Below are 11796 nucleotides of genomic sequence, written 5' to 3'. Positions count from 1 at the left end.
GCTAAGTGTTTGTTTTCGTTAAGTTTTATTTAACTGGCACAAACATTGCTCAGCCGATAGATACAACAACTACCAGGGATATCTATCATGCTGAAAAAGACACTTCTTGCTTCCATGCTCGCCCTGGCCAGCGTTGCTGCCAGCGCGGCGCCGGTCACGTTCACGGTGGACACCAGCATCATGCAGGGCCGTGCCCAGGCCGACTACGGCGACTGCGGTGCGGTTGAAACCGTCAGCCTGTTCCCCAACGGCGGCGGGATCGACCTCGACCCCGACTGCTCGAGCGACGATCTGAGCCTGGCCCTGCTCGGCGGCGGCATCTTTGCCACCACCGAAGGCAATGCGCTCAAGCTGTTCAACCGGGGCGACATCATCGGCGACGGCAGCATCGGCGAAAATACCGACCCGAACGGCTGGGCCTATGCCCTGTACGAAGGCTGGGCGGCCAGCGGCTGGGAAGCATCCTTCAACGACCGCTACCTCGGCTTCATGACGCGCAGCGGCAGCTACGGCTACGTCAGCGCCGACTGGAACTACAACACCCGCACCGGCATCGGCATCCTGAGCCTGGGCAAGGGCGCACTGGAATCGGAACGCGGTGTCGGCATTGCTGCGGTGGGTGAAGTGCCGGAGCCGGCATCGCTGGCCTTGCTCGGCCTGGGCCTGCTGGGTGCAGGTGCGGCACGCCGCCGCAAGCAGAAGTAAAAGCAGCTGCCCCATGAAAAATGGCCTCCTCGGAGGCCATTTTCGTTCAGGGTCGTGAATGCAATGGTGGGTTCGAGAACCCACCCTACGTCATGCGTTTCAGCCGGTAGGGTGGGTTCTCGAACCCACCGCTCGACGGCACTGCGGCTGGTCAGGCTGCCACACCCGCGTTATGCGCCTGCTGGTCCGCGTGGTACGACGAGCGCACCATCGCGCCGACGGCCGCATGCACGAAGCCCATCTCATAGGCCGCTTCCTCGAACTTTTTAAATTGGTCCGGGTGCACGTAGCGGCGCACCGGCAGGTGCGAGTTCGACGGCGCCAGGTACTGGCCGATGGTCAGCATGTCGATGTCGTGCTCGCGCATGTCGCGCATCACTTGCAGGATCTCTTCGTCGTTCTCGCCCAGGCCGACCATGATGCCCGACTTGGTGACCGCGTTCGGGTACAGCTTCTTGAAGTCGCGCAGCAGCACCAGCGAATGCTTGTAGTCAGCGCCCGGACGCGCTTCCTTGTACAGGCGCGGCACGGTTTCCAGGTTGTGGTTCATCACGTCCGGCAAGCCGTCGGCGAAGATGTTCAGCGCCTTTTCCAGGCGGCCGCGGAAGTCCGGCACCAGCACTTCGATCTTGGTGTTCGGCGACAGGGCGCGGGTCTTGGTGATGCACTCGACGAAGTGGCCGGCGCCGCCGTCGCGCAGGTCGTCGCGGTCGACCGAGGTGATCACGACGTACGACAGACGCAGGTCGGCGATGGTCTTGGCCAGGTTGCCCGGCTCGTTCACGTCCAGCGGATCAGGACGGCCGTGGCCGACGTCGCAGAACGGGCAGCGGCGCGTGCACTTGTCGCCCATGATCATGAAGGTGGCCGTGCCCTTGCCGAAGCATTCGCCGATGTTCGGGCAGCTGGCTTCCTCGCAGACGGTGACCAGGTTGTTCGCGCGCAGGATGTCCTTGATTTCGTAGAAACGCGAGGACGCGGTAGCGGCCTTGACGCGGATCCAGTCCGGCTTCTTCAGTCGCTCGGCGTCGGCAATCGGCACGATCTTGATCGGGATGCGCGAGGTCTTGCTGGCGCCCTTCTGCTTGTCGCTGGCATTGTAGGCGGGAGTGCTGGCAGGATTCAGGACGGTATCGGTTTCGGTAGTCATGTCGCTCATGCCCGCAGGGGCTCAATTGAATTGTTCGGTTCGGCAGGATCGGCGGCCAGCTGGCGTACCAGTTCGCGCGCCAGGGCTTGCTGCACGTCGGCGAGGGGCGCCTCGACGCCCATGGTGCGCATGTCGACGGTGGCCAGGCCCGAGTAGCCGCAGGGATTGATCCACGAGAACGGCGCCAGGTCCATCGCCACGTTCAGCGAGACGCCGTGGTAGGTGCAGCCATTGCCGCGCACTTTCAGGCCGAGGGCGGCGATCTTGGCGCCGCGGCGCGGGCCTTGCGCGATATAGATGCCGGGCGCGCCGGCCACGCGTTCGCCCCCGAGATTATACGCCGCCAGCACCTCGATGACCGCCTGTTCGATTTTTGCCACAAATTGTCGGGCATACAATTTACCGCCCGGCTTGTTGCGGCGCAGGTCCATCAGCAGGTAGATCACGACCTGGCCGGGGCCGTGGTAGGTGACTTCGCCGCCGCGGTCGGTCTGCACCACGGGGATGTCGTGCGCCGGGACGCCCGGTCCATTCAGCAGGTGCGCGCGGTCGGCGCCCAGGCCCAGGGTGAACACCGGCGGGTGCTCGACGACCCAGAGCTCATCAGGCGTGTCGGGCGTGCGCGCATCGGTGAACGCGCGCATGGCGGCAAAGGTCGGTTCGTAGTCGGCGCGGCCGAGCTCGCGGATGAGCGGGCTGGCGGGACGGGTCGGATGCATGGGAGTCTGGTCAGGGATGGTGACAGCCCCGACATTATATGCCAGTGCCCCCGGCATTGCCGGGGCCTCGGACAGTGTTTCGTTACAGAACGATCTTGACCATCGGGTGCGACGACAGGGTGCGGTAGATGTCGTCGAGCTGCTCGCGGCTGGTGGCGCGCACGATGCAGGTCAGGCCGGTGTAGTTGCCCTTGCCGGAGGGACGCACTTCCATGCGGCCATGGTGGAAGGTCGGGTCGAAACCGGTGACCACTTCCACGATGGTGGCGGCAAAGGCGTCGTGCGTCGGGCCCATCACCTTGATCGGGAAGTCGCTCGGGTATTCGATGAGGGATTCTTTCGGGTCCATTGTTCAATTCCTGTGCAAAAGCACATTGTAGCCAAAGCGCGCAGCCGGCGTGTCATCCGGTTGCGATTGGCCCGGGCGCAGGCGAAAAAAGGCCGGCACGCGGGCCGGCCCGGATGGTGGTCAGCGCTCCATCTGGCGTGCCGGGCCGCGGCGGCCGCCGCCATCGTCGGCATTCCTTGGCTGGGCTGCGGGTGCGTGACGGCGTTCCGGAGCTGCGGACGGCGCCGGGGAGGGCGCAGGCGCCGCGATGGCTGGGGCCGGAGCTGGCGGAGGCGAAGGCATGGCGCGCGACGGCGGTGCGGAGATGGCGGCCGGCACCGGACGCGCCTGTTGCTGGGCACGCGCCGCTGCGGCGGCAGCCGCCGCTTCCATGGCGCCGGCGCTGCCGAAGCGCGGCGACTCCCTGTGGACCTCGCGCGCTGTTTCCCTTTGCGCTTCCCGCTGTGCTTCGCGCTGTGCATCTCTCTGCGCATCTCGCTGCGCGTCCCTTTGCACATCGCGCTGCACATCGCGCGACCAGTTGCGCTGCGGCGCAGGCGGGGCGCTCATCACCGGCGCCGGCTGGCCGCTGAGTACCGGCACGGCCGAACGCGGGACCTGGGCCTCGTTTTCGGCGCGCTGCTGGTAGCGGTTGCGGCGTCCGTCCTCGGACCGGGCGCGCAAATCCTGGTACACACGGTCGTCGCGGTCGCGCTCGCGGCCACCGCCGACGATCACGGGCACGCTGCTGCCGATCACGGCCGCCTGGGGCGGCGCCGGCAGGGGGCTCGCGGCCGGCGCCGTCGGCACTGCCGGGCTTGCCGGAACGGCGGCCGGCTGGCTGCGCCCCGCATAATCGGGACGGCCATCCGGGCGCGCATCGGGACGTCCGTCGCGGTTCCAGTCGCGGCGCTCATTTCCGCGTCCATCGCCGCGTCCGTCGTTGCGGCCGGCGGCGCGGGCGGCATCCTCGGCGACGGCGCGGGCCGCATCGCGCACGTTCGCGCCCTGGCCGATGCTGCCGAACTTCACCGGCGGCGTCGGCGGCAGCGCCACCGGCGCACGCGCCCAGTTGGCCGGCGGCGTGGCGCGCGGCTCGCGCGGCACCACCACTTCGCGGCGCCCGTTGAAGCGGTCCTGCGGCACCACGGTCAGGCCCTCGCGCCGGTAATCGCGCTTCTTGCCGTCATGCTTGGCGTCGCGCCCGCGCGCGGCTTGCCAGGCCAGGCGCCGCAAATGATCGTCCGACAGGCGGTAGCCGGGCACGAAGCGCTCGTGCGGCGCCAGCGGATACCAGCCTTGCCCGGCCGAGGGACGCGAATTGAAATTCACATTCCAGCCGGCGCCGCCGACCCAGCCGACCAGGGCCGGCGCCCACACCGGGCGGCGCTCGTGGTGGCCAGGCGCCCAGGCCCAGCGCCGATTCACCTGCACCCAGCGGCCATAGTGGAAGGGCGCATAGCCCCAGGGCGCATTGTCGACCCAGGTCCAGCCCCAGGGAGCGATCCAGGTCCAGCGCCCGTCGCGGTAGGGCACCCAGGTCGACGACACCGACGGTATCCAGAGCGTGCCGTATTCGCTGTCGCTGCTCCAGCTGCCGTAGCGGTCGAGGTCTTCGTAGCCCGTCATTTCGCGCGGGATGTAGCGCGTGGCGAGGGCCGAATCGGCCTGGCGGTCGCGCTCCAGCGCCCAGTCGTCGAAGGCATCGCGCACGGCCTGGGCGGTGCGCAGGTCGGGCCCGGTGATGTCGGCGCGGCGGCCGGCGCGCACGGTCAGGCGCTCGCCGCCGCCTTCGACGACGGCCACGCCGTCGAACACGTTGATGCTGCTGGTGTCGGCGGCCAGTTCGGCGTCCACGCGCAGGCGGCCCGCTTCCTGCATCAGTACCCGGCCCTGGGGCGTGGACAGCTCGAAGCCGCCCAGCACCTCGGGATTCACGATGCGGATGTTGACGCTGCCGTAGTGCAGGCGCAGGCGCAGGTTGTCGTCGTCGAGCTGGATCACGTCGAGGCTGGAGTCGCCGTCGAGGCGGATCGCGCTCGACCCCACGCGCAGCTCGGTGCGCGCGCCCGGCGCCGTGGTGACGGTGTTGCTGGAAGTGACAGGCCAGTTGACCAGGGCGGTGCTGGCGGCGTCCCCTTGCCCGGCGCTGATGCTGACCTGGCCCTGGGTGAGCGCGATGCGCCCGACCTGGGCCGGCGGATCGTCGGCCAGCGCCAGCGTGGAAGTCAGGGCGGAACTAAGCGCGAGCGCCAGGAGCGCAGCGTTTTTCATCAGAAAGCGTGGTTTCATCGAAGGCTCCAGGGGTGGGGACGGAAGACGTCTACCTGATTACAACGCACGCGAAGACACGCGGACAACACGGGTTACAGACGGTTTCAACTTGTGCATGAGCGAAACATACACCGCCTGTGCCAAACGCTTAGTTCGCTCCAGCTCGCTTCACGAAGAACAGCATGGAACCGACGACGACCAGCACTGCGCCAAAGAACCGGTTCTGGATACGCATCGCACGCGCATCGCGGAACAGGCGCTGCATCGACGACGCCAAAAAGGCGTAGCCATGCATGACAAGGCTGTCGATGGTGACCATGGTCACGCCCAGGATCAGCAACTGCGGCAGCAGCGGCGCATCCTTGGAAATGAACTGCGGCAGCACCGCAACCATGAAGATGATGCCTTTCGGATTGGTGGCGTTGGTCAGGAAACCGGTCAGCACGCGCTTTTTGAAGGGCGGATGGGCGGCCAGGCCGGCGGCGCTGGCCGTGGGACCCGCTTCCGCCTTCGAACGCATCTGCGAGATGCCGAGATAAATCAGGTACAGCGCGCCGATCACCTTCACCACGGTGAAGGCGGTTTCCGAGGCCAGCAGCAGCGAGCCGACGCCGGCGCCGGCAATGGCCAGCACCATGATCAGGCCCAGCTGCAAACCGAGCACGGTGGCGCTGGCTTTCTTCACGCCATAGGCGAGCCCGTGCGACATCGACAGCACGGCGCCCGATCCCGGCGAAATGGCGATGACAGTGCCGGCAATGACGAAGGCAAACCAGGTGGCGAAAGACATGGAGGAACTCGGAAGGGAAAAGAGGAAGAACGGGAATACTGACACAGCCGGCGCGGGGACGTGGGCCGCCGCGCCTGCCGTGGGAAAGACGGGATTACTTCTTGCGCGGATTGACGGCGGCCTTCAGGGTCGCACCGGCAGCGAAACGCGGGGTTTTCGACGCGGCGATCTTGATGACTTCGCCGGTTGCCGGGTTGCGGCCTTTGCGGGCTGCGCGCTTGGTCACCGAGAAGGTGCCGAAGCCGGTGATACCGACGGTGTCGCCTTTTTTCAGACGTTCGGTGATGATCTCGATGATGGTGTTGACCGCGCTGTTGGCCGCGGTACCGGACATTTCGGTACGCTTGGCAAATTCAGCGACCAGTTCGCCTTTTTTCATGGTGCCTCCGGGGTTGAAAGAGCGGAAAGATTAGCATAAAAAATTCTCAGCTGTAATCTTTCACACGGCCGTGCGCGACGGCCGCGTTTCCCGGCGTGGCTGGAAATACGGGCGTTCTGCGAAATCAGAGCAGCCCGGCTTCCGGCTTGGCATTCGCCAGGCGGGTACGCAGCGCCGCGTTGATCAGCGTCTGGTAACCGGTGCCCGAGCGTTCCGACAGGGTGCGGAACTCGTTGAGCACCTCGTCGTCGAGGTAGATGGTGATGCGGGTCTTGCGTTTCGGCGGACGGGTGCGGCGCACCGGCGCGGCGGCCTGGTGTACTGGTTGAGATACGGCTGGGGTCATGGTCGGGTTCATCGAGGTCTCCTTCGTCTGGGCGAAGCTGCCGTGGCGCAGCTTTGACGATGGACTATACGTATGCCCGGCACGAAATACCGGCGAAAGCGACGAGTTGCAGTTTTCCGGGCCTGAAATGCAAGAAAAACGCGCTGAACCGTGTGCCCGCGCGACCTGCCCTCGGTTAAGATGCTGCCATATTGACATCTTGGGAGTAGGTTCATGGCTGCAGGCAGTTTGCTGGCATTACTAGACGATATCGCCAGCGTGCTGGACGATGTGACGCTGATGAGCAAGGTGGCGGCGAAGAAGACCGCCGGCGTGCTCGGCGACGACCTGGCCCTGAACGCCCAGCAGGTGAGCGGCGTGCACGCCGAGCGCGAACTGCCGGTAGTGTGGGCGGTGGCCAAGGGTTCGCTGGTGAACAAGGCGATCCTGGTACCGGCGGCGCTGCTGATCTCCGCGTTCATTCCCTGGGCCATCATTCCGCTGCTGATGATCGGCGGCGCCTTCCTCTGCTTCGAAGGCTTCGAAAAGCTGGCCCACAAATTCCTGCACAGCCCCGAGGAAGACGCGGCCAACGAGGAACGCCTGGCGACGGCGCTGGCCGCCAGCCAGGTCGACCTGTGTGCGGTGGAGAAGGACAAGATCAAGGGTGCGATCCGCACCGACTTCATCCTTTCGGCCGAAATCATCGTGATTTCGCTGGGCGAGGTGTCGAAGATGCCGGTCAGCCAGCAGCTGGCGGTGCTGGTGATCATTGCGCTGGTGATGACGATCGGCGTGTACGGCCTGGTGGCGGGCATCGTCAAGCTCGACGACGCCGGCCTGTACCTAAGCAAGAAGACGAGCGGCTTCGCGCGCGGCCTGGGCCGCATGCTGCTGGCCGCCGCCCCGCGCCTGATGAAACTGCTGACCATCGTCGGCACCGCCGCCATGTTCATGGTCGGCGGCGGCATCATCGGCCACAACTGGGAACCGCTGCACCACTTCGCGCTGGAATCGGCCGAACGCATGGCCACGGTGCCGGGCGTCGGCAACGTGCTGGGCGCGATCACGCCGACCGTGATCGATGCGCTGGCGGGTGTGATCGTCGGCGCGCTGGTGCTGCTGGTGGTGACGGTGGTGAACAAGCTGCGCGGGAAGAAGGCGGTGCCGGCGCATTGATCGTTGGGGTTCGATTGAGCGGGCGCAGGAATGGTGGGTTCGAGAACCCACCAATTACACCGCAGCCACATCCCTCCGGCGCATCGCCGCCACCCCATCCCGCACCGCCCAGATCGCCGACAGCACCGACATCGCCGTCAGCACCCAGCTCGCCCATCCGTAATCCACGCGCACCAGCTGCGCCGGCCCGCCATGCCACCAGAGCAGCGCATGCGCCACCAACGTGATGGTGATCCCCAGGTTCACGAACATCAGCAGGTGCAGCACGCGCTCGGACACCGGCAGCACGCGCGTGTCGCCTTCCACGATCACGTCCCAGGACGACACGCACACTTCGCACAGCAGCAGCCCGGCGATCCACCACACCAGCACCCCGTGCCACTCGAACCAGGCGAGCGAGGCGAACAGGCAGGCGAAGATGGTCTCGCGCACCGCGTGCAGGCCTTCCTCGTGCGAAGAATCGCCGCGCGCGGGCAGTTTTTCGAGCAGCTCGTGGTTCACGATGATGTCGATGAAGCCGAGCACACCATGCAACATCAGCACATAGACAAAGGGCGGCACGTTTTCCCTGCCTGCTCTAGACTGGTGGGCGGTTGCGGCGCAGGACAATCGCGCCGATTGCCATGCCGACGGCAAACGCGGCGTACACGCCGGCCAGCGATTTCTTCGACAGGCGTTTTTCGTAGCCCGGCTGCAGGCGCTGGGGCGTGAGCTTGTAGTCGGCAAAGCAGGCAAGCGCCGACGTGGCGGCCGAGGTGGCAAGCGTCACGCGCAGGTCCTTGCGGTCGAGCTTTTCGCCGGCCAGGTGCTCGAACAGCACCGACCAGAAGGTGGCGCTGATGTGGTGGATGACGTAGCCGGTGATGGTGTATTTCAGCGAAAAGCCGTCGTGTTCGGCGGCTTCGTCGCCCCAGATCCAGTGGCTGACAGCGTTGGTCGGGGCATAGGCGCTGCCCGTTTCGCCACGTCCGACCAGGGCCAGCGCCGCGGTCGATACCAGGCTGGATGCGGCGCCCGACACCAGGCCGCGCTCCAGGGATGTAGTCCAATCTGCCATCTTCGTTGTCCTCGCTGAATCGAATGAAAGGAAATGCATGCGGATCTTGCTGACCGGCGCCAGCGGCTTCATCGGACAGCATTTGCTGCCGGCGCTGCTGCGCGCGGGCCACGACGTGCTCTGCGCGGTGCGCACCCCCAAAAACAGCGACGATCCGCACCTGCGCTACGTACAGGCCGACTTCGTCCACGATACCGAGAAATCCGTATGGGCGGCGCGCCTCATTGGCGTCGACGCCGTGATCAACCTGGTCGGCATCTTCCGCGAATCCGGCAGCCAGACTTTCGAACGCCTGCACCTGGACACGCCGCGCGCGCTGTTCGCCGCCTGCGCCGACGCGCCGCAGGTGCGGATGGTCGTCCAGCTGTCGGCACTCGGCGCCGACGGCGAAGCGAATACCCCTTATCACCTGACCAAGAAGGCGGCCGACGATGTCCTGGCGGCGCTGCCCCTGCAGGCGTATATCGTCCAGCCTTCGCTCGTGTATGGCAAAGGCGGGGCCAGCGCACGCATGTTCAAGACCCTGGCCAGCCTGCCGTTCGCGCTGCGCTTCGGCAGCGCGCCGCAGCCCGTGCAGCCGGTACACATCGACGATGTGGTGGAAGCCATCCTCGGCCTGTTGCGTGGGCGGCTGCCGCCTTCTCCAGGCATGACCGCCCAGCGCGTGCCCCTGGTCGGGCCGCAGGCGCTCTCCTTTACCGATTACCTGGCGGCGCTGCGCAAGGGGATGGGCATGGGCCGCCTGCGCGTGCTGCCGCTGCCCGGCGCGCTGGCGCGCGCCATGGCGAGATGCGGACGCTGGCTGCCGGGCGGGCTGCTCGACGAAGACGCGCTGCGCATGCTCGACCGCGGCAATGCCGGCGACCCGGCGGCCATCACCCAGCTGCTCGGCCGCGCCCCGAAGCCGATCAGCGAATTCGTCACCGATCCGCAGGCCGAACGCACGCTGGCCAAGCTGGCATGGCTGCTGCCTACGCTACGCTGGAGCATCGTGGCGGTGTGGCTGGCCACCGCCATCGTTTCCTTCGGCCTGTACCCGGTCGAGGCCAGCTACGAACTGCTGGCGCGCACCGGCATCCCGCCATCCTTGCAGCCCTTGATGCTGTACGGCGCGGCCGGCTTCGATTTGCTGCTCGGCGTGGGCATCGCCTTTTTGCCGCGGCGGCGCCCCCTGTGGCTGGCACAATTGGGCCTGATCGGCTTCTACACGATCGTGATAGCGTGGAAGCTGCCTGAATTCCTGCTGCACCCCTACGGCCCCCTGACCAAGAACCTGCCCATGCTGGCGGCCATCTGGCTGCTGTACGAACTCGAGGAAGAATAAATGGATTACGTTGTCGTGAAGTGGCTGCACATCCTGTCGTCGACCTTCTTGTTCGGCACCGGCATCGGCTCGGCCTGGTACATGCTGTTTGCGAACATCAGCGGCGACGTGCGGGCGATTGCCGTGGTCGCGCGCAACGTGGTCATTGCCGACTGGGTCTTCACCGCCACCACCGCCATCATCCAGCCGGCCACCGGCTTCTACATGATCCACCTGGCCGGCTACCCGCTGGACAGCACCTGGATCAGATGGTCGATCGCCCTCTACGTCCTGGCCGGCGCCTGCTGGCTGCCGGTGGTCTGGATCCAGATGCGGCTGCGCGACCTGTCCGCCGAAGCGGTGCGCAACGACACCGCATTGCCGGCGCAGTACTGGCGCTACTTCAAGACCTGGGTGGCGCTGGGCGTGCCGGCGTTTGCGGCGTTCATCGTCATCTTCTGGCTGATGGTGGCCAAGCCGATGTAGCGAACGAACCCTGCGGTTCGTCCGCAGTAGAATAACCGCGCCTTTGACGACCAACCATGGAGAACGAGATGCGGGCTTACCAGATACTTCCCGGCAGCAACATCGACGGACTGCAGTGCGTGGACTACCCCGAGCGCGAGCTGGCGCCGGGCGAAGTACGGATGCGGGTGCATGCGGTATCGCTGAACTACCGCGATTTGATGGTGGCCAGCGGGAATTACCTGGTGAACGTGGACGACCCGATCATCCCGTGCTCGGACGGCGCCGGCGAAGTGCTGGCCGTGGGCAGCGGCGTGACGCGCCTGCAGGTGGGCGACCGCGTGGCCGGCTCCTTTTTCCCGCACTGGCACGAGGGCCGCACCGCGCCCGAGAAGATCCGCCACGCCTTGGGCGGCGACATCGACGGCATGCTGGCCGAGGAAGTCATCCTGCACGAAGACGCGCTGGTGAAGATTCCGCCGCAGCTGAGCTTTGTGGAGGCGTCGACCATGCCCTGCGCCGGTGTCACGGCCTGGAATGCGATCTTCGTGTCGAGCAACGCGATCCAGCCGGGCGACACCGTGCTGCTGCTGGGGACCGGCGGCGTGTCGGTGCTGGGCCTGCAGCTGGCAAAGGCGGCCGGCCTGCGCACCATCATCACCTCCTCGAGCGACGAGAAGCTGCAGCGCGCGCGCGAACTGGGCGCCCACCACACCATCAACTACCGCAGCACGCCGGAGTGGCAGGAAGAAGTGCTGCGCGTGACCCACGGGCGCGGCGCCGAGGTGGTGCTGGAAGTCGGTGGACAAGGCACGGTGAACCGCTCGGTGGCGTCGGCGGCGATGGGCGGCAGCGTGGCCATCATCGGCGGCGTGTCGGGCTTCGGCGGCGAAGTCAACCCGGCCACGCTGCTGGCTAGCGCCAAGCGCATGGTCGGCATTTTCGTCGGCAGCCGCAAGATGCTGGAAGACGTGATGCGCTTTGCCGCCACCACCGACATCAAGCCGGTGGTCGACCGCGTGTTCACCTTCGACCAGGCAAAGGAAGCCTACCGCTACATGGAATCGGGCTCGCACTTCGGCAAGGTCGTCATCGCGGTCACGGCTTAGGTTTTATCTGCCT

General features: G+C 66.3%; 14 protein-coding genes. 5 read left to right on the top strand and 9 right to left on the bottom strand.

Annotated features, from left to right (window positions below; all coding sequences use genetic code 11):
• The first annotated feature begins 87 nt into the window (after positions 1-87).
• Positions 88-705 (top strand): PEP-CTERM sorting domain-containing protein, encoded by a 618-nt coding sequence (locus LK540_RS06715; RefSeq protein ID WP_229436312.1) that lies wholly within the window; start codon positions 88-90, stop codon positions 703-705.
• 151 nt (positions 706-856) lie between these two features.
• Here the strand turns inward: LK540_RS06715 and lipA are convergent, their stop codons facing one another.
• The 7 genes from lipA to LK540_RS06680 form a co-directional block, all read right to left on the bottom strand.
• Positions 857-1864: a lipoyl synthase gene (gene lipA / locus LK540_RS06710; RefSeq protein ID WP_374041329.1), complete on the bottom strand. Its 1008-nt coding sequence runs from the start codon at positions 1862-1864 to the stop codon at positions 857-859.
• Complete coding sequence (lipB, locus tag LK540_RS06705; protein WP_229436309.1) at positions 1861-2574, bottom strand: lipoyl(octanoyl) transferase LipB; 714 nt, start codon at positions 2572-2574, stop codon at positions 1861-1863. The genes lipA and lipB overlap by 4 nt, the downstream gene beginning before the upstream one ends.
• Before the next feature lie 82 nt (positions 2575-2656).
• The gene (locus LK540_RS06700) at positions 2657-2923 is read right to left on the bottom strand and encodes a DUF493 family protein (protein ID WP_229436307.1); all 267 of its coding nucleotides are present in this window, start codon (positions 2921-2923) and stop codon (positions 2657-2659) included.
• 120 nt (positions 2924-3043) lie between these two features.
• Positions 3044-5194, bottom strand: coding sequence for a DUF6600 domain-containing protein (locus LK540_RS06695; protein WP_229436305.1), 2151 nt, complete (start codon positions 5192-5194; stop codon positions 3044-3046).
• Between the two features lie 130 nt (positions 5195-5324).
• Positions 5325-5966 carry a LysE family transporter gene (locus LK540_RS06690; RefSeq protein ID WP_229436303.1) on the bottom strand — a complete coding sequence of 214 codons (642 nt, stop codon included), beginning with the start codon at positions 5964-5966 and terminating at the stop codon, positions 5325-5327.
• A 94-nt stretch (positions 5967-6060) separates the two neighbouring features.
• Positions 6061-6345, bottom strand: a complete 285-nt coding sequence (locus LK540_RS06685) for an HU family DNA-binding protein (protein WP_229436301.1) — start codon at positions 6343-6345, stop codon at positions 6061-6063.
• A 124-nt stretch (positions 6346-6469) separates the two neighbouring features.
• Entirely contained in the window at positions 6470-6703 is a 234-nt protein-coding gene (locus LK540_RS06680) for a BrnA antitoxin family protein (RefSeq protein WP_229436300.1), read from the bottom strand.
• A 201-nt stretch (positions 6704-6904) separates the two neighbouring features.
• Here LK540_RS06680 and LK540_RS06675 point away from each other — a divergent pair, with 201 nt between their 5' ends.
• Positions 6905-7849, top strand: a complete 945-nt coding sequence (locus LK540_RS06675) for a DUF808 domain-containing protein (protein WP_229436299.1) — start codon at positions 6905-6907, stop codon at positions 7847-7849.
• A gap of 54 nt (positions 7850-7903) precedes the next feature.
• Here the strand turns inward: LK540_RS06675 and LK540_RS06670 are convergent, their stop codons facing one another.
• Together LK540_RS06670 and LK540_RS06665 are read right to left on the bottom strand one after the other, a co-directional pair.
• Positions 7904-8410, bottom strand: coding sequence for a hypothetical protein (locus LK540_RS06670; protein WP_229436298.1), 507 nt, complete (start codon positions 8408-8410; stop codon positions 7904-7906).
• 16 nt (positions 8411-8426) lie between these two features.
• Positions 8427-8906, bottom strand: coding sequence for a hypothetical protein (locus LK540_RS06665; RefSeq protein WP_229436297.1), 480 nt, complete (start codon positions 8904-8906; stop codon positions 8427-8429).
• Positions 8907-8943: 37 nt separating this feature from the next.
• Here LK540_RS06665 and LK540_RS06660 point away from each other — a divergent pair, with 37 nt between their 5' ends.
• From LK540_RS06660 to LK540_RS06650, 3 genes are all read left to right on the top strand, one after another.
• Positions 8944-10230, top strand: a complete 1287-nt coding sequence (locus tag LK540_RS06660) for an SDR family oxidoreductase (protein WP_229436296.1) — start codon at positions 8944-8946, stop codon at positions 10228-10230.
• Positions 10231-10695, top strand: coding sequence for a DUF2269 domain-containing protein (locus LK540_RS06655; protein ID WP_229436295.1), 465 nt, complete (start codon positions 10231-10233; stop codon positions 10693-10695).
• A 68-nt stretch (positions 10696-10763) separates the two neighbouring features.
• Positions 10764-11783, top strand: a complete 1020-nt coding sequence (locus LK540_RS06650; RefSeq protein ID WP_229436578.1) for an NAD(P)-dependent alcohol dehydrogenase — start codon at positions 10764-10766, stop codon at positions 11781-11783.
• Positions 11784-11796: the final 13 nt, after the last annotated feature.

It is taken from the genome of Massilia sp. IC2-278, from assembly GCF_020708045.1.
Classification (GTDB): domain Bacteria; phylum Pseudomonadota; class Gammaproteobacteria; order Burkholderiales; family Burkholderiaceae_D; genus Telluria.
Note: the sequence above shows the minus strand (reverse complement) of the source record. Positions and strands in the feature narration are given on the sequence as shown.